The following is a 23,934-nucleotide window of genomic DNA, read 5'->3' on the forward strand; positions in this document are numbered from 1 at the left end:
GTCCAGCAAGAAAGGCCCGACCTTGTCCCGCACCGCCCTGCTCGCCATGGACCTCCAGAACACCCACCTCGCGCGCGTCCCGGACGGCTACCTGCCGCGCGCCGCGCGGGCGCTGGAAACGGCGCGCGGTCACGACGTCCCGGTGATCCACGTCGCGCTCCGGCTGCGGCCGGACCACGCCGACGTCCACCCGCGCAACCGGATGTTCGGCGCCGTGCCCGCCGGCAAGTACACCGCGGCCGACGAGGGCGCGGCCATCCACCCCGGCGTCGCGCCCCTCGACGGCGAGATCGTCGTGTACAAGAACCGCGTCAGCGCGTTCGCCGGCAACAACCTGCACCAGATCCTCGGCGCCCAGGACATCGGCCACCTCGTCCTGACCGGGATCGCCACCAGCGGCATCGTCCTGTCCACCGCGCTGCAGGCCGCCGACCTCGACTACGGCGTCACGGTGCTGTCCGACGCGTGCGTCGACCCCAGCCCCGAGCTGCACGACGTCCTCGTCACGCAGCTCTTCGCCCGCCGCGGCGACGTCGCGACGGTCGGGGAGTGGGCCGAAAGTCTCTCCTGACGCGCTCGACTTGACAGTGGCCGCTGCCGTCTCGCAGGATGCGAACAGGTGTTCGATAGTTGTCCTGGGTTCGCCCGCGGGTCCCTTGCGGGTGTCTCCGGTACGGGTTCGTGGTGCTGGAGGTGAGCGGCGGTGGCGGTACCGGAAGCGCTCACGTCCATCCCCGGCGTCCGGGTGGCTTCGCAGCTGCGCGAGCCGCATCCGGACGTCACCCAGCCGGGTGAATCTCTGCCGCTGACCCCGGCGCTCGCCGGCCTGTTCCCGGCCGGCGGCTTGCGGCGCGGCAGCACGGTGTCGGTCGCGGGGTCGACGTCACTGGTGCTGGCGCTGCTGGCCGAGGCGACGCGGGCCGGCTCGTGGGCGGCGGTGGCCGGGCTGCCGGACCTCGGCCTGGCGGCGGCCGCGGAACTCGGCGTCGACCTCGACCGGATCGCGCTGGTGCCCCGGCCCGGCGCCGAGGTGGTCGCGGTGCTGTCGGCCCTGGTGGACGGGTTCGACCTGGTGGTGGTCGGCCCAGCGGTCGCCCGCGGCGTCCAACCCCAGGTGGCCCGCCGCCTGGCGGGCCGGGTCCGCAACCGAGGCGCGGTCCTGCTGGCGGCCGGCCCCTGGCCGAGCGTGGACCTCGAACTGCGCGTCTCCCGGCGCCACTGGCGAGGAGCCACCACGGACGGCCACGGCCACCTACGGGCACGCGACATCACGGCAACCAGCCAAGGCCGCGGCGCGGCGGCCCGCCCGCAGACGGTGGCGCTGCAACTGCCGGGCCCCGGAGGCGCGATCGCGCCGGGCGAGCCCCCGGCCGGACGACGGCTGGTCGAGGTGGCCGGGTGAGCGGGGTGACCTGCCGCGCGCCCGGTGCGGTGTTTCGTTGGCGACCTAGCGAGTGCGCGGTGAGTGGTGCGCTGCTGCACTCAAGTGGTCGCCGCGGTGTGCGGCTGGGCCGGTGTGCGGTGTGTCGGTGGAGACCAGACGAGTGCGCGGTCGCACCGGGCGAGCCCCCGGCGAGGTGGCGGCTGGTCGAGGTGGCCAGGTGAACGGGGTGGCCTGCCGCGCGCCCGGTGCGGTGTTTCGTTGGTGGCCTAGCGAATGCGCGGTGAGTGGTGCGCGGCCGAGTGGTCGTCGGGGTTGCGGGGCGGGCGGTGCGTGGCCGGGCCGGTGTGCGGTGTGTTGTTGGCGACCAAGCGATCGCGCGGTGAGTGCTGCGCTGCCGCAGCCAGGTGATCGCCGGGGTTGCGGGGTGGGCGGTGCGTGGCCAGGTCGTTGTGCGGGGTTTTGTTGGCGGCCAAGCGAGTGCGCGGTGTGTGGTGCGCGGCTGCAGCCAGATGATCGCTGGGGTTGTGGGGCGGGCGGTGTGCGGCCGGGCCGTTGTGCGGGGTTTCGGCGGAGACCAAACGAGTGCGCGGTGAGTGATGCGCTGCCGAAGCCAAGTGATCGCCGGTGCAGGCGGTGCGCGACCCGGCCGTTTTGCGGGGTTTCTTTGGTAGCCAAGCGATCGCGCGCACCGAGGCCGCTCGGCGAGTGGGTTGGCGAGGCTCGGACACCGACCGCGCGGCCAGGTCACTCGGCCGGGTTCGGATGGCGTCCCGACCGGGCTGGTGCGCGGCGGTTCGACGGTCGCGGGTGCCGCTCGGGATCGGGTCGCGGCGTTCCGGTGGCCGCCGGGTGAGTGATGCGCCGCGGTTGCTGGTGCTGTGGTGCCCGGACTGGCCGGTTGTCGCCGCCGGGGCCGTCGTGGGGACGCCGCCCCTCGCGCCGGCCGCGGTGTTCTCCGCCAACCGGGTCGTCGCCTGTTCCGCGGTCGCGCGGCAGCACGGCGTCGTGCGGGGGATGCGCCGCCGCGACGCGCAGTCCCGCTGCCCGGATCTCGCGGTGCACCAGCACGATCCGGAACGGGACGCGCGGCTGTTCGAGCCGGTCGCCGCCGCCGTCGAGGGGCAGGCCGTGGGCGTGGAGGTCGTGCGGCCGGGGATCGTCGCGGTGCCCGTCACCGGCGCGGCCGGGTACTTCGGCGGCGAGGAGGCCCTGGCCGAGCTGCTGCTCGACGAGGTGTCGGCGAACGCCGGCGTGGAGTGTCAGGTCGGGATCTCCGACGGCCTCTTCGCCGCGACGCTGGCCGCCCGCCGCTCCGCGCTCGTGCCGGCCGGCGGGGCGGCCGCGTTCCTGGCGCCGCTGTCGATCGCCGAGCTGAACCAGCCCGGCGACGACCGCGGCGAGCTGGTCGGCCTGCTCAAGCGGCTCGGGCTGCGGACGCTCGGCGCGTTCGCCGCGCTGACCGAGCGGGACGTCGCGGGCCGCTTCCCGCGCGACGCGATCACCGCGCACCGGCTGGCGCGCGGGCTGTCGGAGCGGCCGCCGCTGCGGCGGGCCCTGCCGCCGGAGCTGTCGATCACCGAGGAGTTCGAGCACCCGCTGGAACGCGTCGACGAGGCCGCGTTCGTCGCGAAGACGCTGGGGGAGCGGTTCTTCGCCGGGCTGGCGCGGCACGGGATGGCGTGCACGCGGCTGGCGATCGTGGCCGTGACGGAGGCGGGCGAGGAACGGGTCCGCGTCTGGCGTTGCGCCGAGCCGCTGACCGCGCGGGCGACGGCGGACCGCGTGCGGTGGCAGTGCGAAGGCTGGCTCACCGCCCGCGACGGCCGGCCCACCGCCGGGATCGTCCGGCTGCGCCTCGACCCGGAGGAGGTCGTCGGTGGGCAGGCGTTGCAGCTGCAGCTCGGGTCGATGGGCCGGGACGCCGACGCGGCCGAACGCGCGGCCCGCGCGCTGGTCCGGATCCAGGGCCTGCTCGGCCCGGACGCCGTCGTCACCCCGCTGCTGGACGGCGGCCGCGGCCCCGCCGAGCGCGTGCGGCTCATCCCGTGGGGCGACCCGCGGACGCCGGTTTCGCCGGACGCGCCCTGGCCGGGACGGCTGCCGGCGCCGTCCCCGGCCGTCCTCGCGGCCCACCCGGCCCGGGTGCTGGACGACCGCGGCGCCGTCGTCGCCTGCACCGATCGCGGCGAGCTGACCGCCCCGCCGGCAACCGTCGCCGTCGAGGGCCGATCCCCGCGGCCGGTACTCGCCTGGGCCGGCCCATGGCTGCACCACCCGGCGCTGACGACCGGAGGCCGCCGCCTGGCGCGGCTGCAGGTGGTGGTCGAGGACGAGACCGACGAGGTCGCCCTGCTGCTGACCGTCACCGTCGGCGGCACTCCACAGTGGACGGTCGAGGGCAGCTACGACTGACTGAGCCCGGCGGGCTTGCTCACGACTGACTCACCCGAACATCGCCTGGGCCACCGCCGTGCCGAGGTAAGCCGCGCCAAGCCCGGCGAGCACGCTCGCGATGACGTTCGCGGCGGCGGAGAACTTCGCCCCGGTCTCGGCCAGCCGGAGCGTTTCGTAGGAGAACGTCGAATACGTGCTGAGCGTGGCGCACAACCCCGGGCCGATCAGGTGCTGCAGCGGCTGGGGGACGGTCGTCGCGGTGGCGGCGCCGGTCAGGAAGCCCAGCACCGTGCAGGCGATGACGTTCACCGTGAACGTGCCCCACGGGAAGCCGGTGTCGTGGCGGGCCTGGACGGCGCGGTCGGTCAGGTAGCGCAGCGGGGCGCCGACCAGGGCGCCGGCGATGACCATGAGCCAGTTCACGAGCGGCTCCCGAGGCTCAAGGCGCGGCGGGTGAGCGCGGCCGTCGCCCACACCGCGGCGACGGCCGCGACGACCGTGGCCACGAGGTAGAGCAGGGCGGTCAGGGCGTGGCCGCCGTCGAGCAGGTGCTCGGCGTCGACCGCGTAGGTGGAGAACGTCGTGTAGCCGCCCAGGACGCCCGTGCCGAGGAAGGGCCGCACCAGCGGGTGGGCCGCCGGCATCGCGGTGATGACCGCCATCAGGACGCCCATGGCCGCGCAGCCGGTGACGTTGATCCAGAACGTCGTCCACGGGAACCCGCCGGACACGGTGGGCCACAGCAGGGTGGCGCCGTAGCGGGCGCAGGCCCCGAGCACCCCGCCGGCCGCGACGACGGCGACGGTCTGGCGGTGACGGCGCCGCGGCGGGGAAGCGGGCTCGGAGTGGGGCACGGCGGGCAGGCTCCTACCTGATCGGGGCACGAGGGCGGCCTCGTACGGCGTGGTTCAGGTAGGGACCGTTGGCGGCCGGATCGCCGCGGTTCGGGTACGGCGGGCCCCACCGCCGCGCGGCCACCGGTGAGGGTGGTCGCGAACTCAGGGTAACAGCGCCCCGACGCCCTCGATCACAGCCCTCACCGGACCGTCTACCTGCGGTTATCGATGTCACGCCGAGTTGACAGCGCGCGCTTCCCGGCCCAGGATCAAGGACGAGAGTCGTACGTGTGTTCGAACAGTAGTCGCTGACTTCCCCGCAGCGAACTCGTGTCGTGGGGAGCTGGCGTTGGCGTTCAACAACCCGAACGTGCCGTGGTCCGAGGTCGAGCGGGTCGCCTCAGGCCGCGCTCCGGTGATCGGAGACGGCGGCGACTCACCCGCGTGGTCGCGCAAGCGTGACGGCTACTCCGGCGCCCCGGCAGATCTGCAGCACCGCCGCAGCCGTGACGACGGCGGCGAGCGGCTCCGGGCGCCGTACGCGGAGCTGCACGTCCACTCCAACTTCAGCTTCCTCGACGGCGCCTCCCACCCCGAGACCCTCGTCGAGGAGGCCGCGCGCCTCGAACTGGACGCCCTCGTCCTGACCGACCACGACGGGATGTACGGCGCGGTCCGGTTCAACGACGCCGCCCGCGAGCTCGGCGTCCGCGTCGGCTTCGGCGCCGAGCTGTCCCTCGACCTCCCGGCGCCGCAAGGGGGTGCGCCGGACCCGGCCGGATCGCACCTGCTCGTGATCGCCCGGCAGCAGGAGGGTTACCACCGGCTCTGCCGGGTGATCTCCCGTGCCCAGCTCGCCGGCGGCGAGAAGGGCCGCCCGATCTACGACGTCGAGGACCTGGTCGACGAGCTGGCCGGGCACGTCGTGGTCCTGAGCGGCTGCCGCAAAGGCGCCGTCCGCCGCGCCCTCGCCGAGCGCGGCCCCGCCGCCGCGCGCGCCGAGCTGACCCGGCTGGCCGGCTGGTTCGGGCGCGGCCACGTCGCCGTCGAGCTGATCGACCAGCGGCTCCCGCACGACTCGGCCGCCAACGACGTCCTCGCCGAAATGGCCGCCGACCTGCGGCTGCCGACGATCGTGTCGAACAACGCGCACTACGCCCGCCCCGACGACGCCGTCGTGGCCGAGATAGTGGCCGCGGTCCGCGCGCGGCGGTCGGCCGAGGAGCTGGACGGGTGGCGGCCGCCGTCGGGGCAGGCGTTCCTGCGGTCGGGCATGGAACAGCGACGCCGTTTCGAGCACCGCTACCCCGGCGCCGTCGGCCGGGCCGCGCTGCTGGGCGTCGAAGTCGCGTTCGACCTGCAGGTGGTCGCGCCGGACCTGCCGCCGTTCGACGTCCCGCCCGGCCACGACGAGATGTCCTTCCTGCGCGACCTGACCTGGGCCGGCGCGATCACGCGCTACGGGCGCCGCGAGGACAACCCGAAGGCCTACGCCCAGCTCGACCACGAACTCGACGTCATCAAACAGCTCGAGTTTCCGGGCTACTTCCTGGTGGTGTGGGACATCGTCCGGTTCTGCCGCCAGGCGAACATCCTGTGCCAGGGCCGGGGATCCGCCGCCAACAGCGCGGTCTGTTACGCGCTGGGGATCTGCCACGCGGACCCGGTGAAGTGGAACCTGCTGTTCGAACGCTTCCTCGCGCCGGAGCGGGACGGGCCGCCGGACATCGACATCGACATCGAGTCCGACCGGCGCGAGGAGGCCATCCAGTACGTCTACGAGAAACACGGGCGGTTCCACGCCGCGCAGGTCGCGAACGTCATCACCTACCGGGCGCCGTCGGCGATCCGCGACGCCGCGAAAGCCCTCGGCCACAGCGTCGGGCAGCAGGACGCCTACGGCAAGCTCGTCGACCGCTGGGGCGGCGTCACCGCCACGAAACAGCAAGCCACCGGCGACATCCCCGACGACGTCCTCGACCTGGCGGCGCGGCTCGAGGACTTCCCGCGTCACCTCGGGATCCACTCCGGCGGCATGGTCATCTCGAAGCAGCCGGTGTCCGAAGTGGTCCCCGTCGAGTGGGCCACGATGGCCGACCGCAGCATCCTGCAGTGGGACAAGGACGACTGCAACAGTGTCGGCCTGGTGAAGTTCGACCTGCTCGGCCTCGGCATGCTTTCGGCGCTGCACTACATGATCGACCTCGTCACCGAGCACCACGGGTCCACTGTGGACATCGGGAAGCTCGACCTGGCCGATCCGGCCGTCTACGACATGCTCTGTGAGGCCGACGCGGTCGGGGTGTTCCAGGTCGAGTCCCGCGCGCAGCTGGCGACGTTGCCTCGCCTGCGGCCGCGCAAGTTCTACGACCTGGTCGTCGAGGTCGCGCTGATCCGGCCCGGCCCGATCCAGGGCGGCTCCGTCCATCCCTACATCCGGCGGCGGCGTGGTGAGGAGCAGTGGCAGCACGCGCACCCGCTGCTGGCCGGGTCCCTCGACCGGACGCTGGGGGTGCCGTTGTTCCAGGAGCAGGTGATGCAGATGGCCGTCGACGTCGCGTCCTTCACCGGCGCCGAGGCCGACCAGCTGCGCCGGGCCATGGGCGCCAAGCGATCCAGTGCGAAGATGCACGCGCTGATGGCGCGGTTCTTCGCCGGGTGTGAGGCCAACGGCCTGGATCGTGAGCTGGCGACGCGGATCTTCGAGCAGATCCACGCGTTCTCCGGCTACGGTTTCCCCGAGGCGCACTCGATGTCGTTCGCGTTGCTGGTCTACGCGTCGGCGTGGTTCAAGCTCTACTACCCGGCCGCGTTCTGCGCGGGGTTGCTGCGGGCGCAGCCGATGGGCTTCTACAGTCCGCAGTCGCTGGTCGCCGACGCCCGCCGCCACGGCGTCCTGGTGCGGGAACCGGACATCAACGCCAGTCTCGCCCACGCCACCCTCGAACCCGAGCCGGACAGCACCGGCGCCGTTGCGCTCCGGCTCGGGCTCGCCGGCGTCCGCCACCTCGGCGACGACGTCGCCGAAGCGATCGTCGCCGAGCGCGACGCGAACGGGCCGTTCGCGTCGATCGGTGACCTCACCCGCCGCGTCCAGCTGAAGAAGACCGCCGTCGAAGCCCTGGCCACGGCCGGCGCGTTCAGCGGCTTCACCCCCGATCGGCGGCAGGCGCTGTGGGCCGCGGGGGCCGCCGCCGCGACCCGGCCCGGGCACCTGCCCGGCCTCGCGCCCGGCCTGGACGCGCCCGCCCTGCCCGGGATGACCCGGTTCGAGGTCACTGCGGCCGACCTGTGGGCCACGAGCGTCTCGCCGGACAGCCACCCCGTGCAGTACCTGCGTGAATACCTCGACAAGCGCGGCGCGCTGACGGTCGCCGACCTGGCGCGGGCGAAGGACGGGACGCGTGTGTGGGTCGGGGGAGCGGTGACCCACCGGCAGCGGCCGGCGACCGCGGGCGGGATCACGTTCTTCAACCTCGAAGACGAGACCGGCATGGCCAACGTCCTCGTCTCACCCGGACTTTGGAGCCGGCAGCGCCTCGTCGCCCGCACCAGCGCGGCGTTGCTGGTCCGCGGGCAGGTGCAGGCGGCCGAAGGCGTCGTCACGCTCGTCGCGGACCGGCTGGAACGGCTCGACCTCTCGATGGCGACCGGGCCGTCGCGTGACTTCCGGTGAGCCGGGCGACCGTCGGCGGGCCGGCGTCCGGGACTCGCGGCGAGTACGGCGAGCTCCTCCCCGTGCGCCCGGCGACCGCGGCGCCGCCGGTGGTGTGCCTGCGCGGCCACTACCTCGCGCTGTTCGGGATGATCAAGAGTCACAGCCCCCGCTACCGGCTGCACACCACGCTCTGCGAAACCTGCCGCAAGCAGGAGGCGCCCGATCCGGGCGAACGCCGGCTCGCCGAGTGGGCGCACCTCGACGTGAAGGTCCAGCACGCGCCGGGCGCTGCGCCGCAGGACGGCCTGGTCCTCGTCGCGGTCCCGCCCGCCGCCGGGTCGGCGACGGGGAAGATCGAACTGCGCCTCGACGGGCGGGCCACCGGTACGGCGTCGCTCACGTCCTGTTCGCCGTGCCGCACGGCCACACTGGACGACGTCCACGTCGAGGCCGCCCACCGCCGGCTCGGGTACGGGCGCACCCTGGTGAGCGCCACCCTCTTCCGCGCGCCGGGCTACACGTGGACGGCGCCGGTGCCGGACGGCCCGGTCGCGCGGGCCTTCCGCGCGCGCATCGCGCTGCCCCGCACCGGCCCGCTCTGCGTCCACCGCGGGAAGTGAGTGTCCCACTCAATGTGAACCTCACCTTGACAGCGAGCAACACCGAACTTAATCTCCTTCATCGTTACTCTCTTTTCGGAAACGCATTTATTCACATACGTGAACAAACACATACGTGAACAAATGAGTGAGCGAAGTCCTCTCCCCGCTTCGCTGCTCGCCGTGAAAGGACGCCACCATGCGTGTGCGCGCTATGCTCACCTTTCTCGCGATCCCGGCATTGCTGGCCGGGACCGCGATTTCCGCCGAGGCATTCCCCAGTGCCGAAGTCAGCGGAATCGCGTTGGTCCCCATGGCCAACCCGGGAGTTGCCCCCGGTGGCAACTTCGACCTCTCGACCTGGCAGCTGCAGGAGCCGGTGGGTTCGCCGGGTTCGCCGACGACGATCTCGTCGTCCCGGCTGCAGGGCTCGAGCGGATTCCAGGACTCCTACTTCTACACCGACACGCGCGATGGCGCGATGACATTCTGGGCGCCGGAAAAAGGCGTCACCACACCCAACTCGAATTACGCGCGATCCGAGCTGCGTGAGATGAACAAGAGCGGCTCCGCGGCGAACTGGTCGTTGAGCGGATCGCACAAGCTGAACGCCACCCTGCGCGTGGTGTCGGTGACGTCCAACGTCTGCGTCGGCCAGGTCCACCTCGGCACCGGCGGTTCGTCGACGAAGCCGCTGCTCGAGCTGTACTACCACTCGAACGGCGACATCGTGCTGGGCACGGAGAACTCGCCCGACGGCGGCCAGACCCCGCACACCGTCGGTCACGTGGCCATCGGCAAGACGTGGACCTACACGATCGGCATCTCCGGCGGCAATACGATCGACCTGACGGTGAACGGCAGCACCACGCACTACAGCATCCCCTCGTCGTTCAAGGCGTACAAGCAGTACTTCAAGGCCGGTTCCTACAACCAGTCCTCTTCGGACAGTACGACGAAGGGTGCGAAGGTCGCCTTCTACGGGCTGACCGTGTCGCACAGCTGATCGGCTCTGTTCCCCGGGTGGGCGGACACCGGCAGGCGTCCGTCCACTCAGGACAGAACGGCGGAGATCTCGACGACTTCTCCCGTCGAGTCGCCGCCACCGAAGGCTTGGCGCAGTCCGGCCATCTCCGGCAGCGTCGTGCGGCCGGTGACGAGCAGCGCGGCGAGCCGGGGCAGCGGGCGGCCCGCGTCGAGCAGGCGACGCACCTGGTCGCCGTCCAGTTTGAGCACTCGCAAGCCAGGCAGATCGCAGACCTGGCCCAGGTCCGGCACCGCCGAGCCGGACAGGTTGAGCCGAGTCAGGCGGGGCAGGGTGGTCAGCACCGCGAGGTCGAGCGGCAACCGGATCTCCTCCAGCTGGAGGTCCCACAGCACCGGGTGCCCGGCCAGGACGCCGAGATCGACGCGGCCGCCGCTGATCCGCAGCGACTCCAAGGCCCCGAGCCCGCCGATCGACGGGGTCACCGCCGCCGCGCGGTTGACCTTGAGCATCCGCAGCGACGTCAGCGGCTCGAACACCGCGAGGTCGGTGTCGGCGGGGTCGTTGAGGTAGACCTCCTGGACCAGCTCCGGATCGCGCAGCCCGGCCACCACCGCGGGCAGGCTCAGCTCCGACGCCCTGGAGATGACCTCGCTGTAGGAGCGTTCCCCGCCGTCGCGGAGGCTGGTTTCGGCGAACAGGTACTGCTCGCCCGGATCCTCGTACTTCCCGGCCCGCAGTGTCTCGACGACCTCGGTGAGCATGGCGGTCAGCGACGCCGACACGTACCGCAGCGGGCCGTAGATGTCCCGGCCGTACTCGAGGACCTGGCCGGCGTGGCCCCGCTCGGCCGGGTCGAGGTCCACCGCGAGGTAGTTCATCGCGCGGTCGCCGCCGAAGGTGACCCACGAGTCGTTGCGGGACAGGCGTTTCACCCGGCCGAACGGCACCGTCTCGAACACGACGCCGTCGTCCTCCACGTCGTCTTCCCAGCCGTACGAACCCGGATCGCCTTCGGTGTAGTTGCCGACGAGCTGGTCGAGGGAGTCGTAGGAATACGGGCTCAGCAGCCCGGTCTCCTCCGGGTCGCCGTCCGCCAGCAGGTACAGCGCGCGCAGGTCTTCGGGCAGCCGGACGCCGATCCGCGCCTCGGCGGCGGCCAGGTCCGCCTCGGTGCGCCCGGGCGGCCACGGCGGGGGAGTGCCCTTGATCCCGGCGTACAGCTCGGCGAACTCCCCGGCGAGCCGGGTGACCTCGGCGAGCACGGCCGGGTCCGTCGGCGCTCCGGTCGGCACCGCGGGCCGGGGCAGGCCGGGCAGGGGGTGCCCGGGGTAGCGGAACGCCTCGTCGAACACCAGCCGCCCGGGTGACACGGCCGCGATGTCCGGCCGGGCCGTGAAGACGTACTCGCCGCCGGCGGCCAGCCTGACCTCCAGCACCGCCGGTGGCCGTTCGAACAGCCGCCGCGCGATCGACGTGTAGTCGACGCGCAAGCTCTCCCGCACGTCACTCCACGCGGTGCACGAAACCGAGCCACCCGTGTGGCGCAACTGCAGGGTGGCAGCCGACCACAGTTCGCCCGCGCCCGCACGCAGCGCCGCGGCCATGTCCTTCGCGATGTCGCCGTACCCGGCGTCCCCCGTCGTCACGCGACGGAGCCTAGCGACGGGGTCCGACAAAAGCCGTGCATCGGCTGTGACCGCCCGCGATGACCTGTCCTGGAGGAACTCCAGGGTTACGCTCGTGATCATGCGATTCGCCATCAAGACCTCGCCCCAGGACACCGTCTGGGCGGACATGCTCGCCGTGTGGCAGGCCGCCGATGAGATCGAGCTGTTCGAGTCCGGCTGGACGTTCGATCACTTCTATCCCATTTTCTCCGATTCGACCGGTCCGTGCCTGGAAGGGTGGGTCACGCTCACCGCGCTCGCGCAGGCCACGAAGCGGCTGCGGCTGGGCACGCTGGTCAGCGGGATCCACTACCGCCACCCCGCGCTGCTCGCGAACATGGCCGCGACGCTCGACATCGTCTCCGGCGGCCGGCTGGAGATCGGCATCGGCGCGGGCTGGAACGAGGAGGAGTCCGGCGCGTACGGCATGGAGCTCGGCACAGTCAGGGAGCGCAGCGACCGGTTCGAAGAGGGCTGCGAGGTGCTCGTCGGGCTGCTGACCCAGGAGACCACGACGTTCCAGGGGCAGTACTACCAGCTGACGGACGCGCGCAACGAGCCGAAGGGCGTCCAGCGGCCGCACCCGCCCATCTGCATCGGCGGCAGCGGCGAGAAGCGCACCCTGCGCACCGCCGCGAAGTACGCCCAGCACTGGAACTTCGTCGGCGGCACGCCCGAGGAGTTCGCCCACAAGCGCGAGGTGCTGCACCGCCACTGCGCGGACATCGGCCGCGACCCGGGCGAGATCACGCTGTCCTCGCACGTCCGGCTCGGCCCGGACGCCGACTACGCCAAGGTCGCCGCCGAAGCCGAAGCCCTCGGTGAAGCCGGCCTCGACCTGGCGATCGTCTACCTGCCGCCGCCGCACACCCCGGCCGTGCTCGAGCCGCTGGCGAAGGCGCTCGAGCCGCTGCGCTGACCTGATCCACTTCCCGAACAAGGAGCCGAAGCGGCTCCGGACCACGAAATTGGCCGAACAGCGCGCGGACGGCGCCGGTACTCGGTAGCGTCGTGCCCGCGGGTCGGCGCGCTCCCTCCCCCTCGGCGCGCCGACCCGCGTTTACGCCATCCGGGTGGGGCCTTGCTGCGCGGCTCAACCGCCCGCGGCCCGCCGGCGTGTGCGAGACGTTCCTGATCGCGACCCCGGAAGGGCAGGACGTCATGCACGAGAACACGGTCCCGGAGTTCGAGGACTCGATCGGCCCGCCGATGATCACCTCGGGGCTGCCCGGCGCGGATGCGCGCAACCAGGCCCTCACCGGCCGCCGGGTTCGCAAGGACGGCCTCGGCACGCTCATCCAAACCACCACCATCAGCGTGCGCACCGACTGAGCATCGGCCGAGGAAGGCGAGACGTCATGCACGAGAACACGTTCTCGGAGACCGAGGACCCGATCGGCCCGCCGATGATCGGCCCGGTGGTGCCGAACCCGGACGCCCGCAACCAGGCGCTCGCCGGTTGGCGGACCCGCAACGACGGGCTCGGCACGCTCACCACCTTGCCCACCATCAGCCTGCGCGCCGACTAGCGCCGCACGCTCGACGCCGCGGGGCCGGCCGTGCCCGAGGCGTTCCCGAAGGTCACTTCGAAGGGGAGAACGTCATGCACGAGAACACGTTCTCGGAGACCGAGGACCCGATCGGCCCGCCGATGATCACCTCGGCGGCACCGAACCCGAACGCGCGCAACCAAGCGCTCACCGGCCGGCGCGGCCGGAAGGACGGGCTCGGCACGCTCAGCACCTTCACCACCATCGGGGCGCCTGTCGGCTAGTGCAGTACGCCCAGCGCCGCCGGCGAGAACGGCGTGATGGCCTCCTCGCGGCCGGTCACGATCTTCGTCGCCCACTCCGGGTCCCCCAGCAATGGGCGGCCGACGGCGATCATGTCGAACTCGTCGGCCTCCAAGCGGTGCAGGACGTCCTTGATGCCGGTCGCGGACGCCGAGGCGCTCGACGTGAACTCGGTGTCCAGACCGATCGAGCCGACCGTGATGGCCGGTTTGCCGGTCAGCTTCTTGGCCCAGCCCGCGAGGTTGAGGTCGGAACCGTCGAAGGCCGGCTGCCAGTAGCGGCGGGTCGACGCGTGGAAGGCGTCCGCGCCCGCGTCGGCCAGCGCGCCGAGGATGACGCCGAACTCCTCGGGGCTCTCGGCGATCCGGGCGGTGAAGTCGTTCATCTTCCACTGGGACAGCCGCACGACGATCGGGAAACCGGGGGAGACCGCGCGGCGGATCTCGCCGACGACCTCGGCGGCGAACCGGGTCCGGGCGCGCAGGTCGCCGCCGTAGGCGTCGGTGCGGTGGTTGGTGCCCGCCCAGAGGAACTGGTCGATCAGGTAGCCGTGGGCGCCGTGCAGCTCGACGCCGTCGAAGCCGAGCCGCTCGGCGGTGACGGCGGCCTCGGCGAACGCCCGGACGACGTCGTCGATGTCGCCCTGCGTCATCGTCCGGCCCGGCTCGCCGGGGCTGCCGTCCCCGGACACGGGCACGCCGGACGGGCCGATCGCGGGGGCGTCCGGGTGCGGCACCGCGGCCCCCTTGCGGGTCATCCCGACGTGCTGGAGCTGCGGGAAGATCACGCCGCCGGCCTGGTGGACGGCGTCGACGACCCGGGTCCAGCCGGCCAGGGCCGCGTCGCCGTAGAGGCGTGACACCTGGTCGTGCTCGCCGGACGACGGGTGCCCGACGTAGCTGGCTTCGGTGATGATCAGCCCGGTGCCGCCGGCCGCGCGCCGGGCGTAGTAGGCGGCGAGCTGCTCGGTCGGTACGCCGCCGGGTGACTGCGCGCGGGTCATCGGCGCCATCGCGACGCGGTTCGGGACGGTGAGGTCGCCGAGCACGAGCGGGCGGGACAGGGTGTGCGTCACAGGAATCGCTCTCCTTCGTGAGGTTCCCTGTTACGCTAGAACCTCACGTGGACGTGAGATTCAACGTCGAGTGCGGCAGATCACTCCGGGAGGGAGCGGCGATGCGGATCGGGGAACTGGCCGCGAAGGCGGGCGTGAGCATCCGGGCCTTGCGGTACTACGAGGAGCAGGGCCTGCTCGTGCCGGAACGCAGCTCCGGCGGCCACCGCCACTACTCCGACCGCGGGGCCGACCTGGTCTGGCTGATCCAGCAGTTCTACGCCGCGGGGCTGTCCAGCAAGTCGATCCTCACGATCCTGCCGTGCGTCGAGACCGGGAAGACGACGCCCGAGGCGCTCGACATGCTCGTCGCCGAACGGGAGCGCATCGACCGGCAGCTGACCGAGCTGGCGCGGGCCCGGGACAAGCTCGACACCGTCATCGCGAACGCCGAGGCGCCGTGCGACCACGCCTGCCGCCCGGAATGACCGATCAGGCCGGGCAGCTGACGTCGTGCCGCGGCGTCTTCAGCGTCAGCAGGTAGTCGTCCGTCACCGACCGCGTGCAGGCGTTGCGCGGGTAGACGCCGTGGCCCGAGCCCTCGTAGGTCACCAGCGTGGTGTTCGCCGGAGCCTGGCGGTGGATGTTGCGCGCCCAGGCGTACGGCGTCGCCGGGTCGTAGCGGGCGTTCAGCAGCAGGACCTGGGGCGCCCGCGCGATGTCCAGCCGGTGCGGCGGGTTCGCGGGCGGGCCGGTGACGCCGAGGCACGCGGTCGCCTCTTCGTGGCCCAGGGGGCTGCCGCGCATGATCGGCCCCCGGCGCAGCTCTTCGGCGCGCACCGCCGAGTACTGCGCGAAGTCCCGGATCCGGAGGTCGAAGTCCTGGCAGACCACGGCCGGCCGGATCGACCGGTAGTTGTACTCGAACTGGGTCGTCATCGCCGGCCGGCCGGCGGCCGCGTCGGCGATCAGCTGCGCCGCGTCGTCCCAGTTCGGGCCGTACATGTCCGAGAACACCCCGTCGCGCAACGGCGTCCCGGCATTGGCGAAGGCCCGTTCCCAGGTCGCCCGGACGTCCTGGCCGTGCAAGGCGCAGGTTTCCGTCCGGTCGCACCACGCGGTGAACTGCCCGAACAGCTCGTCCGCGGCGGTGGCGCGGTCGCCCACGAAGTGCCGGAGGTCGACGCTGTGGTCGATGGAGCTGTCCAGCACCAGGGCGCGGACGTGCTCGCCGTACTTCTCGGCGTACTGCTGGCCGAGCAGCGTGCCGTAGGAGATGCCGTGGAAGCTGATCTTGTCCTCGCCGAGGGCGCGGCGGAGGGCGTCCAGGTCCTGGGCGTTGACGGAGGTGTCGGCGTGGTCGAAGACCGGCAGGTTGGCGGCGCGGCAGTCCGCGACCGCCTGCCGGCTGTACTGGCGCAGGGCGTCGAACTCGGCCCGGTTCGCGGGCTCGTCGCTCGGCGGGGTGCCCGTGTCGTCACACCGGATGAACGCGCTGCGCCCGGTGCCCCGCAGGTCGAGGCCCACGGTGTCGAATCGGGCCCGGACCTCGGGGCTGAAGTAGCTCGTGGCCAGCGCGAACTCCGCGCCCGACGAGCCGGGACCGCCGGCGTCGGCCAGCAGCACGCCGATCCGGTGCGCCGGGTCGGTGGCCCGGTGCCGGGCCACCGCCAGGTCGATCGACGGGCCGTGGGGCCGGTTCCAGTCGAGCGGCACCCGCAGCGTGCCGCACTCGCCGTCCGGTGGCGCCGGGCTGTCCGGGTCGTCGGGGCAGGCGCCCCAGGTGATCGGCGACGGGCTCGCGTCCGCCGCGGCGGCCCCGGACAGCAGGAGCGCGCTCACCATCAGGACTGCGCCGAACACCCGCACGGGACCCTCCAGAGTTGCCGGTGAGTTTCCGACCGTAGGGGTGGTGTGGTCCGGACCACAAGGCTCAACGGCCGGTCGTGCCGTCGGCGAGCTCGCGCAGGATGTCGGCGTGCCCGGCGTGGCGGCCGGTCTCCTCGACCAGATGGGTCAACGTCCAGCGCCGGGACGCGCGGCGTGGCCCCGGCGCCCCGAGGTCGTCCCAGCCGGCGATCACCGCGTTCGCCCGCGCCGTGGTCGCGCGGTAGGCGGCGAGGATCTCTCCGGCGGTTTCGGCCGGCTTCGGCCGGAAGGTCGCCGGCCAGTCGGTGACGGCGACGCCGAGCAGCCAGTGGGCCTCGACGTGCGTGAGGTGCTTGACCAGGCCGAGCAGGTTCGTGCCCGACGCGACGCCGGGGGAGCGGACCTGCGGTTCGGGCACGCCTTCGGCCTTGGCGGCCACGGCGGCACGCAGGTAGTCGAGGAAACCCACCAGCACCTGGACTTCCGTGGCCCCGGTGGCCGGTGGCCCGGCGTCGCGCGTCATCGCGTCCGCCGGACGAGCAGCACGTGGTCGGTGACGGTCGCGGTCTCGCCGGCGGGCCCGGTCGCCAGGCGCTCGGGACTGTCCGCGCGCTCGACCGACCACCGCGCCGGGTCGAGGTCGAGCGTGGTCCGGACGCCCGCCTCACGGCTCCACGACCACGGCGCGGCGGACCCGTGGTCGACGACCAGCAGCCGCCCGCCGGGCCGCAGTGCCTCGGCGGCCCGGCGCAGCACCCGCTCACGCGGCAGCGGGAACGGCGTGTGCAGGTACTGCGCGGAAACGAGGTCGAAGGTGCCCTCGGGGAACGCTTCGGCCAGGTCGACGCGCACCGCCGTCACGGACAGGCCCTCGGCCCGGTCCCGCAGGGATTCGACGGCGACGCCGGACAGGTCGACGGCCGTCACCCGCCACCCCCGGCGGGCCAGCCAGAGCGCGTCGCCGCCGGCGCCGCAGCCCAGGTCCAGCGCGTCACCGGTGGGCAGCGGGCCGGCGATCTCGGCGAGCAGCGGGTTCACGCGCTCCGCCTGCGGTGTCCGGTAGTGGTCGTCCCAGAAACGTACGTTCATGCCCCCACCGTCACCCGGCGGTGCCGCCGGGAGCACGAAAACTTGCCGTTCCGGCAAGATGGCGATCATGGCCGACATCGACGACGAGGTGCTGGACGCGGTCGGTCCGCGGCTGCGGGTGCTGCGCCGGCAACGCGGGTTCACCCTGGCCGACCTGACGGCGGCGACCGGGATCTCGGAGAGCACGTTGTCGCGGCTGGAAAGCGGCGGCCGCCGGCCGACCCTGGAGCTGCTCCTGCCGCTGGCGCGCACCTACGGCGTCCCGCTGGACGACCTGGTCGGCGCGCCCCGCACCGGCGACCCGCGGATCCACCTGCGGCCGATCCGCCGCCACGGCATGACGTTCGTCCCGCTGACCCGCCGGGCCGGCGGACTGCAGGCGTTCAAGATGCTCATCCCGGCTCGCGGCGAACCCGCCGAGCCGGCACCGCAGACGCACGGCGGTTACGAGTGGGTCTACGTCCTCGACGGCCGGCTGCGGCTGGTGCTCGGCGACCGCGACCTGGTCCTGCCCGCCGGCGAGGCCGCCGAGTTCGACACGGCGCTGCCGCACTGGCTCGGCTCGGCCGACGGCCGGGCCGTCGAGACGCTCGTCCTGTTCGGACCGCAGGGCGAACGCGCCCACGTCCGGGCCCGGACGTCAGCCGCGGCCCGGGATGGGCTCGGCCAGCTCGGCCCGGGCGGGTGACGCCGGGAACGGGTCGGCGAAGTACTGCGTCTCGTGCGTCACGAACCCGCCGGTGAACTCCATGACGCTCACCGAATGGGTGGCCGCGCCGTCGTAGGTGATCACGCACTCGCTCACCCAGAAGTCGCCGCCGCCGGAGATCCGGCCGATGGTGAAGTGCCGTTCGGCGGGGTGGCCGCCGCGTTGCGCCTGGATCTTGGCGCGGCCTCGGAAGCGTTCGCCGGACTGGGGGTAGTCGAGGACCGCGTCGACGGCGTAGATCGCGTGCTCGGTGTCGACGTCCCCGCGCTCGGAGGCCGTCCAGTGCTCCTCGATCCGGGCGCGGGTCTCGGCGTCACCAGTCATGCGACGCAGATTACCCGGGGGAATCAAACCGGGCTCTCGAACGCTTGGAGCTGCGTGAAGAAGATTGGCTTTCTCTCGTTCGGCCACTGGTCGGCGAGCGCGCACTCCGAGACCCGGTCGGCCGCCGACTTCCTGCACCAGTCGATCGACCTGGCGGTCGCGGCCGAGGAGCTGGGCGTCGACGGCGCGTACTTCCGCGTGCACCACTTCGCGCAGCAGGCGGGCAGCCCGTTCCCGCTGCTCTCGGCGATCGGCGCGCGGACGTCGAAGATCGAGATCGGCACCGGCGTGATCGACATGCGCTACGAGAACCCGCTGTACATGGTCGAGGACGCCGGCGCCGCCGACCTCATCTCGCGCGGCCGGCTCCAGCTCGGCGTGAGCCGGGGATCCCCCGAGCAGGTGATCGAGGGCTGGCGCTACTTCGGGTACGCCCCGGCCGAGGGCGAGACCGAAGCCGACATGGCCCGGGAGCGCGTCGAGGTCTTCCTCAAGCTGCTCGAAGGCGAGGGGTTCGCGCAGCCGAACCCGCGTCCGATGTTCGCCAACCCGCCGGGCCTGCTGCGGCTCGAGCCGCACTCCGAGGGTCTGCGCGAGCGCATCTGGTGGGGTTCGAGCTCGAACGCGACGGCCGTCTGGGCCGCGAAGCTGGGCATGAACCTGCAGAGCTCCACGCTGAAGGACGACGAGACGGGCGAGCCGCTGCACGTCCAGCAGCGCAAGCAGATCGAGGTCTACCGCGAGGCGTGGAAGGAAGCCGGCCACGCGCGGGAGCCGCGGGTGTCGGTCAGCCGCAGCATCTTCGCGCTGACGAACGACCTGGACCGCGCCTACTTCGGCCGTGACCGGAACTCCCGCGACCAGGTCGGCATGATCGACGAGAACACCCGCGCGATCTTCGGCCGTTCGTACGCCGCGGAGCCGGACGAGCTGATCCGCGAGCTGAAGGAGGACGAAGCCGTCCAGGCCGCGGACACGCTGCTGCTGACCATCCCGAACCAGCTCGGCGTCGACTACAACGCCCACGTGCTGGAGAGCATCCTGACCCACGTGGCCCCGGCGCTCGGCTGGCGCTGACCCAGACCCGTCGTGAGTGGTAATGCGGGTTAGAACCCTCATTACCACTCACGACCGTCAGGTGCGCAGGAGTGCGGTCAGTTCGCCGAGGTCGGCCAGCTCCGCCAGGCCGTACGTCAGCTCGGTGACGCGCGTGCTGACCTCCTCCGGGAGCACTCGGGCCGCGTTCAGGCGGAACTTCGTTGCCAGCTCTTCCGCCGACAGCGGGTTTTGCGGGCCGCCGCGGTTGGCGTCGACCCGTTCCTCCAGTTCGCGGCCGTCACGCAGGCGTACCCGCAGGACCGCCGGGAACTGGTGGGGGAAGATCTCGTCGCACCTCGCGTCCGGGACGCACTCCACCTTCGCCGCCAGGGCCAGGCGTGCCGGGTCCGCCGCGGCCTCGTCGGTGAAGTCGTCGTGGAAGACGCCCAGCCCGCCGCCGCCCAGGAGGCCCGCCGCGATCGTGTACGGGCCCGAGAACGCCGCGTGGTACCCCGACTTCGGGCGGATCTTGTCCGCGCGCGGCTCGGCGATCGTGCGCAGCACCGACGTCGGCGCGCCCAGCTCCAGAGCGACGATCTCGGCCGGGTCGACACCCAGAGAACGCAGCCGCCGGGCCGCGTCGATGCCCGCGTGCGTGAAGTGGTTGCAGGGGTACGGCTTGAAGAAGATCCCCGGCAGCTCCCAGCGCTCGCCGAGGCCGTCGACGATCGCGTCCACATCGGACTGATCGCCGCAGAACGCCTGCAGCAGGCCGAACCGGCCTTCGAGGACGGTCGGCGGGCCGGTGATGCCGTGGCGGGCCAGGCCCGCCGCCGCCACGGCCGCGTGAGCCGCCCAGCCGCAGTGGATCCGCTTCACCGTGCCGCCCGTGCGGTTCGCCTCCAGCAGGCCCGAGCCCATGCTGGCCGCGATGCCGATGGCGTCCGTGATCCCTTCGGAGTCCACATCGGACAGCATCGCCGCGGCCGCCGCCGCGCCGAGGGCGCCGCAGATCGCCGTCGCGTGCAGGCCGCGTTCGAAGAACACGGAGTTGCCCAGTTCCTCGTCGTAGCCCGCCATCCCGAGCCGGACGGTGATCTCGACGCCGACGCCGATCGCGTCGAGCAGCTGGGCCCCGGTCGCCCCGCGTGACTCCGCGACGGCCAGTGCGGCCGGCACCACCGTCGCCGACGGGTGCAGCACCGACGGCAGGTGCGTGTCGTCGAAGTCGAGCGAGTGCGCGAGGGTGCCGTTCAGCAGCGCCGCGCTCGGTTCCGGCAGCCGGTCGCCGGTGCCGATCGCCGTCGCCCGGCCGGTGCCGCCCCACTCCCGGACCAGCGCGCCGACGGCCGCCGCGGGACGCTCCGACGTCGCGGCCAGGCTGTTGCCGAGGACGTCGAGGACGCGCCGCGCGGCGTCGTCCCGCAGCTCCGGCGGCAGGCCCTTGGCCCGCACCGACGTCGCGAACGAGGCCAGCTGCTGGACGATCGTCGCGCTCACGCCGTCACCGCCGCGAGGGGACGCACGGGGGAGCCGGTGCCGCCGACGATCCGCAGCGGCGCCAGCACGAACGCGAACTCGTGCAGGCTTTCGGCCGCGACGGCCTCCAGGTTCAGGTGCTCCAGGATGAAGATGCCCGACTCGACGAGCAGGATCCGGTGCACCGGCAGCACGGCGTGCCCGGCCCCGGCCGGGATCTGCTCGTAGGCGGTCGTGTCCGCGCCGGTCGCGACAACGCCGCGTGCCGCCAGCCACTCCGCCGCCGACGTCGTCGCGCCGGGAACGCCGGTCTCCTTGCCCATGTACGTCGTCGCGTCATCGAAGTTCCGCGCCCAGCCGGTGCGGATCAGCGCGACGTCGCCCGCGCCCGGCTCGGTGCCGGCGCGTTTCGCCGCCGCGTCCAGGTCCTCGGCCGTGACGCCGTACCCCGGCTCCAGCGTCGGGACGTCGTGCACCGCGGCGATGTCCAGCAGCACCGCGCGCCGCAGCAGGCCGGGCAGGTTTTCCGCGCCGTGCGTGCGGAACACGCCGCCCTGCTGGGCAACGGCTGCGTCGACGTCGCCGTGGAGCTTGCCGTCGTGGCTGACGTGCGAGAGCGCGTCGATGTGGGTGCCGACGTGCCCGCCGGTCACGATGATCTCGTTGGCGGCCGACCCGCCGTCCGGGCGGCGCATGTCGCCGTGGCGGCGGATCAGCGTCATCCGGAACCCGGGGTGGTTCGGCGAGCAGGGCATGCCGGTGAAGAACGGCTGCCCGAGCTCGATCAGCCGGACCCCGCCGGCGATCGCCGACAGCAGCGGATCCTGGGGTCGTGTCATGAGTGCTGGCCTTCCTTTTCTTCCGCCTCCGCGAGCGCGAGCACCCACCGGGCGCGCGCCACGATCGCGGCGTCGACGAACTGTCCGTTGTGGTCGATCCAGGCGGCCGTCCCGGCCTCCGAGAGCCGGTCGAGCAGCTCGCTCGCCCACGCCGTCTCGGCCGGGTCGGGCGCGAAAGCCTGGTGCACCACGGGAATCTGGGCGGGGTGGATCACCGAGCGGCCGAAGAACCCGGCTCGCCGCCCGGCTTCGGTGCTCGCGCGCAGGCCGTCGAGGTCGCGCACGGCGGTCCAGACGCTCTGCACCGGGCTCGGCAGCCCGGCCGCCCGCGCGGCGACGACCACCCGGGACCGCGGCCAGGTCAACGCGTCCCCGCCGGCGACGCGCAGATCCGCGGCGAGGTCGGCTTCACCGAGGGAGATCCCGGCGACGAGCGGGTGCGCGGTGGCGATGACCAGCGCGTTCTCCACGCCCAGCGCCGATTCCAGCACCGGGTACACCGGCACGCCGAGCGCGTCGGCGACCCGGCGCAGCTCGCCCGGGTCCTCGCACTTGGGCACCCGGACGCCCGCGGGGGTGGACCCGGCCAGCGCCGCGATGTCGGCCTCACCGGCCGGGGTGCCCGGCGCGTTGATCCGGACGAACGCGGTCGCGCCGTCGTCCAGCGCGGCCAGCGTGTTCCGCCGGGCGTCGTCCTTCGCGGCCGCGGCGACGGCGTCCTCGAGGTCGATGATGACGGCGTCCGCCGGGCCGGCCAGGGCCTTCGTGATCCGGTCCGGCCGGTCACCCGGGACGTAGAGCCAGCTGCGGATCACTTGATGACGCCTTTTTCGCGCAGCGCGGCCAGTTCCGGCTCGCCGACGCCGTAGCGACCGAGGACCTCGGCGGTGTGCGCGCCGAGCGGCGCCCCGGCCGAGGTGAGGTGCCCGGGCGTCTCCGACAGCCGGAACAGGACGTTCTGCATCTTCACCGGCCCCAGCTCGTCGTCCTCCACGGTGGCGATGCTGTTCAGCGCGGCGAACTGCGGGTCGGCCATGACGTCGGCGGCGGTGTAGATCGGCGCGACGGCGGCCTGGGCCTCCTCGAACGCCTTGACGACGTCGTCGCGGTCGCGGTCGGCGATCCACGAGCCGACGGCGTCGTCGAGCAGGTCGGCGTGCTGCGCGCGTTCCGAGCCGGACGCGAACCACGGCTCGTCGATCAGCTCCGGGTGCCCGACCAGCCGCATCACGCGTTCGGCGATGGACTGGGCGCTGGTGGAGATGGCGACCCAGCTGCCGTCGCGGGTGCGGTAGGTGTTGCGCGGCGCGTTGTTCGTGGAGCGGTTGCCGGTGCGCGGCTGCAGCGTGCCGAGCTGGTCGTAGGCGATGATCTGCGGCCCGAGCAGGGTGAGGATGGGCTCGATGATGGCGAGGTCGACGACCTGGCCGCGGCCGGTCTGGTCGCGGGCCCGCAGCGCGGTCAGCACGGCGTAGGCGGTGGTCAGCGCGGCGATCCCGTCGGCCAGGCCGAACGGCGGCAGCGTCGGCGGGCCGTCGGGCTCGCCGGTGATCGCGGCGAACCCGCTCATCGCCTCGGCGAGCGTGCCGAAGCCGGGGCGTTTGGCGTACGGGCCGATCTGGCCGAACCCGGTCACGCGTGTGAGCACCAGGCCGGGGTTGATCTCGCGCAGCACGTCGTAGCCCAGGCCCCAGCGCTCCAGCGTGCCCGGGCGGAAGTTCTCCACGACGACGTCGGCGTCGGCCACCAGCTTCTTGAAGATCTCCTGGCCCTCGGGGGAGCCGAGGTAGAGGGTGATCGCCTTCTTGCCGCGGCCGAGCATCTTCCACCAGAGGCCGACGCCGTCACGCTGCGCGCCGTGGCTGCGGACCGGGTCGCCCTTCGGGTGCTCGATCTTGATCACCTCGGCGCCGAAGTCGCCCAGCAGCGTCGCGGCCAGCGGGCCGGCGAACAGGGTGGCGGTGTCGAGCACCCGGATCCCTGACAAAGCGCCCGTCATGGGGCGTACCTGCCTTTCTCGTCCGGCGGCCCGGGAGTGGGTGCCCGTTTCGCCGGGGGGAACAACTGTGAACGTCGTGTTTCGTGGTGACGTCTCTCCGTGTTCTCCAAGTTCGCACTGATCACGCGCGTACGTCAAGTTATGCGCAGATGTTGACCAGACGTCGGGCCGGGTGTCACGATGACCGACAGCAAATCTGGCGTTTCGCTTAGCGG

Annotated in this window: 25 protein-coding genes; 13 read left to right on the forward strand and 12 right to left on the reverse strand. The window is 72.7% G+C overall.

Annotation, left to right across the window (positions count from 1 at the left end):
* Nucleotides 1-22 precede the first annotated feature (22 nt).
* From OG439_RS06510 to OG439_RS06520, 3 genes are all read left to right on the forward strand, one after another.
* Nucleotides 23-571, forward strand: a complete 549-nt coding sequence (locus tag OG439_RS06510; protein WP_326948444.1) for a cysteine hydrolase family protein — start codon at nucleotides 23-25, stop codon at nucleotides 569-571.
* Nucleotides 572-703: 132 nt separating this feature from the next.
* Entirely contained in the window at nucleotides 704-1,402 is a 699-nt protein-coding gene (locus OG439_RS06515) for a hypothetical protein (protein ID WP_326948445.1), read from the forward strand.
* Between the two features lie 831 nt (nucleotides 1,403-2,233).
* Nucleotides 2,234-3,796, forward strand: coding sequence for a DNA polymerase Y family protein (locus OG439_RS06520; RefSeq protein ID WP_326948446.1), 1,563 nt, complete (start codon nucleotides 2,234-2,236; stop codon nucleotides 3,794-3,796).
* A gap of 30 nt (nucleotides 3,797-3,826) precedes the next feature.
* Here the strand turns inward: OG439_RS06520 and OG439_RS06525 are convergent, their stop codons facing one another.
* Nucleotides 3,827-4,201 (reverse strand): fluoride efflux transporter FluC, encoded by a 375-nt coding sequence (locus OG439_RS06525; RefSeq protein WP_326948447.1) that lies wholly within the window; start codon nucleotides 4,199-4,201, stop codon nucleotides 3,827-3,829.
* Nucleotides 4,198-4,632 carry a fluoride efflux transporter CrcB gene (gene crcB, locus OG439_RS06530; protein ID WP_326948448.1) on the reverse strand — a complete coding sequence of 145 codons (435 nt, stop codon included), beginning with the start codon at nucleotides 4,630-4,632 and terminating at the stop codon, nucleotides 4,198-4,200. Before crcB ends, OG439_RS06525 begins: the two co-directional genes overlap by 4 nt.
* Before the next feature lie 331 nt (nucleotides 4,633-4,963).
* Between crcB and OG439_RS06535 the strand changes: the two genes are divergently transcribed.
* The 3 genes from OG439_RS06535 to OG439_RS06545 all read left to right on the forward strand — a co-directional run bounded on the left by OG439_RS06535 (nucleotide 4,964) and on the right by OG439_RS06545 (nucleotide 9,877).
* Entirely contained in the window at nucleotides 4,964-8,290 is a 3,327-nt protein-coding gene (locus OG439_RS06535) for an error-prone DNA polymerase (protein ID WP_326948449.1), read from the forward strand.
* On the forward strand, nucleotides 8,287-8,892 hold the full coding sequence (locus OG439_RS06540) for a GNAT family N-acetyltransferase (RefSeq protein WP_326948450.1): 606 nt from the start codon (nucleotides 8,287-8,289) through the stop codon (nucleotides 8,890-8,892). The genes OG439_RS06535 and OG439_RS06540 overlap by 4 nt, the downstream gene beginning before the upstream one ends.
* 178 nt (nucleotides 8,893-9,070) lie before the next feature.
* A complete protein-coding gene (locus OG439_RS06545; RefSeq protein WP_326948451.1) occupies nucleotides 9,071-9,877 on the forward strand; it encodes a polysaccharide lyase family 7 protein in 807 nt (268 codons plus the stop codon).
* A gap of 47 nt (nucleotides 9,878-9,924) precedes the next feature.
* Here the strand turns inward: OG439_RS06545 and OG439_RS06550 are convergent, their stop codons facing one another.
* On the reverse strand, nucleotides 9,925-11,505 hold the full coding sequence (locus OG439_RS06550; RefSeq protein WP_326948452.1) for an SMI1/KNR4 family protein: 1,581 nt from the start codon (nucleotides 11,503-11,505) through the stop codon (nucleotides 9,925-9,927).
* A gap of 100 nt (nucleotides 11,506-11,605) precedes the next feature.
* Here OG439_RS06550 and OG439_RS06555 point away from each other — a divergent pair, with 100 nt between their 5' ends.
* From OG439_RS06555 to OG439_RS06570, 4 genes are all read left to right on the forward strand, one after another.
* Entirely contained in the window at nucleotides 11,606-12,445 is an 840-nt protein-coding gene (locus OG439_RS06555) for an LLM class F420-dependent oxidoreductase (RefSeq protein WP_326948453.1), read from the forward strand.
* Between the two features lie 197 nt (nucleotides 12,446-12,642).
* On the forward strand, nucleotides 12,643-12,858 hold the full coding sequence (locus tag OG439_RS06560; protein WP_326948455.1) for a hypothetical protein: 216 nt from the start codon (nucleotides 12,643-12,645) through the stop codon (nucleotides 12,856-12,858).
* Nucleotides 12,859-12,884: 26 nt separating this feature from the next.
* Complete coding sequence (locus OG439_RS06565; protein WP_326948456.1) at nucleotides 12,885-13,055, forward strand: hypothetical protein; 171 nt, start codon at nucleotides 12,885-12,887, stop codon at nucleotides 13,053-13,055.
* Nucleotides 13,056-13,129: 74 nt separating this feature from the next.
* Nucleotides 13,130-13,300 carry a hypothetical protein gene (locus OG439_RS06570; protein ID WP_326948457.1) on the forward strand — a complete coding sequence of 57 codons (171 nt, stop codon included), beginning with the start codon at nucleotides 13,130-13,132 and terminating at the stop codon, nucleotides 13,298-13,300.
* Here OG439_RS06570 and OG439_RS06575 read toward each other — a convergent pair.
* On the reverse strand, nucleotides 13,297-14,394 hold the full coding sequence (locus OG439_RS06575) for an NADH:flavin oxidoreductase (protein ID WP_326948458.1): 1,098 nt from the start codon (nucleotides 14,392-14,394) through the stop codon (nucleotides 13,297-13,299). The genes OG439_RS06570 and OG439_RS06575 overlap by 4 nt on opposite strands.
* A 101-nt stretch (nucleotides 14,395-14,495) precedes the next feature.
* Between OG439_RS06575 and OG439_RS06580 the strand changes: the two genes are divergently transcribed.
* Complete coding sequence (locus tag OG439_RS06580) at nucleotides 14,496-14,861, forward strand: MerR family transcriptional regulator (protein ID WP_326948459.1); 366 nt, start codon at nucleotides 14,496-14,498, stop codon at nucleotides 14,859-14,861.
* Between the two features lie 4 nt (nucleotides 14,862-14,865).
* On the opposite strand, the gene OG439_RS06585 is transcribed toward OG439_RS06580, so the two are convergent.
* The 3 genes from OG439_RS06585 to OG439_RS06595 all read right to left on the reverse strand — a co-directional run bounded on the left by OG439_RS06585 (nucleotide 14,866) and on the right by OG439_RS06595 (nucleotide 17,331).
* Nucleotides 14,866-16,242 carry an alpha/beta hydrolase gene (locus OG439_RS06585; protein WP_326948460.1) on the reverse strand — a complete coding sequence of 459 codons (1,377 nt, stop codon included), beginning with the start codon at nucleotides 16,240-16,242 and terminating at the stop codon, nucleotides 14,866-14,868.
* Between the two features lie 64 nt (nucleotides 16,243-16,306).
* On the reverse strand, nucleotides 16,307-16,765 hold the full coding sequence (locus tag OG439_RS06590; RefSeq protein WP_326948461.1) for a DinB family protein: 459 nt from the start codon (nucleotides 16,763-16,765) through the stop codon (nucleotides 16,307-16,309).
* A complete protein-coding gene (locus OG439_RS06595; protein ID WP_326948462.1) occupies nucleotides 16,762-17,331 on the reverse strand; it encodes a class I SAM-dependent methyltransferase in 570 nt (189 codons plus the stop codon). The genes OG439_RS06590 and OG439_RS06595 overlap by 4 nt, the downstream gene beginning before the upstream one ends.
* Before the next feature lie 67 nt (nucleotides 17,332-17,398).
* Here OG439_RS06595 and OG439_RS06600 point away from each other — a divergent pair, with 67 nt between their 5' ends.
* Nucleotides 17,399-18,019 carry a helix-turn-helix domain-containing protein gene (locus OG439_RS06600; RefSeq protein ID WP_326948463.1) on the forward strand — a complete coding sequence of 207 codons (621 nt, stop codon included), beginning with the start codon at nucleotides 17,399-17,401 and terminating at the stop codon, nucleotides 18,017-18,019.
* Here OG439_RS06600 and OG439_RS06605 read toward each other — a convergent pair.
* On the reverse strand, nucleotides 17,972-18,364 hold the full coding sequence (locus OG439_RS06605; protein WP_326948464.1) for a nuclear transport factor 2 family protein: 393 nt from the start codon (nucleotides 18,362-18,364) through the stop codon (nucleotides 17,972-17,974). The two genes, OG439_RS06600 and OG439_RS06605, sit on opposite strands and share 48 nt — an antisense overlap.
* 54 nt (nucleotides 18,365-18,418) lie before the next feature.
* Here OG439_RS06605 and OG439_RS06610 point away from each other — a divergent pair, with 54 nt between their 5' ends.
* Nucleotides 18,419-19,441: an LLM class flavin-dependent oxidoreductase gene (locus OG439_RS06610; protein ID WP_326948465.1), complete on the forward strand. Its 1,023-nt coding sequence runs from the start codon at nucleotides 18,419-18,421 to the stop codon at nucleotides 19,439-19,441.
* Between the two features lie 57 nt (nucleotides 19,442-19,498).
* Here OG439_RS06610 and OG439_RS06615 read toward each other — a convergent pair whose 3' ends face one another.
* Genes OG439_RS06615 through OG439_RS06630 form a run of 4 tightly spaced genes read right to left on the reverse strand, consistent with a single transcriptional unit; the run spans nucleotide 19,499 to nucleotide 23,719 of the window.
* Nucleotides 19,499-20,902 carry an MmgE/PrpD family protein gene (locus OG439_RS06615; RefSeq protein WP_326948466.1) on the reverse strand — a complete coding sequence of 468 codons (1,404 nt, stop codon included), beginning with the start codon at nucleotides 20,900-20,902 and terminating at the stop codon, nucleotides 19,499-19,501.
* A complete protein-coding gene (locus OG439_RS06620) occupies nucleotides 20,899-21,720 on the reverse strand; it encodes a cyclase family protein (protein ID WP_326948467.1) in 822 nt (273 codons plus the stop codon). The genes OG439_RS06615 and OG439_RS06620 overlap by 4 nt, the downstream gene beginning before the upstream one ends.
* Complete coding sequence (locus OG439_RS06625; RefSeq protein WP_326948468.1) at nucleotides 21,717-22,535, reverse strand: HpcH/HpaI aldolase/citrate lyase family protein; 819 nt, start codon at nucleotides 22,533-22,535, stop codon at nucleotides 21,717-21,719. The genes OG439_RS06620 and OG439_RS06625 overlap by 4 nt, the downstream gene beginning before the upstream one ends.
* Entirely contained in the window at nucleotides 22,532-23,719 is a 1,188-nt protein-coding gene (locus OG439_RS06630) for a CaiB/BaiF CoA transferase family protein (RefSeq protein WP_326948469.1), read from the reverse strand. The genes OG439_RS06625 and OG439_RS06630 overlap by 4 nt, the downstream gene beginning before the upstream one ends.
* Nucleotides 23,720-23,934: the final 215 nt, after the last annotated feature.

The sequence above is a fragment of the Amycolatopsis sp. NBC_01307 genome (assembly GCF_035975215.1).
Classification (GTDB): domain Bacteria; phylum Actinomycetota; class Actinomycetes; order Mycobacteriales; family Pseudonocardiaceae; genus Amycolatopsis.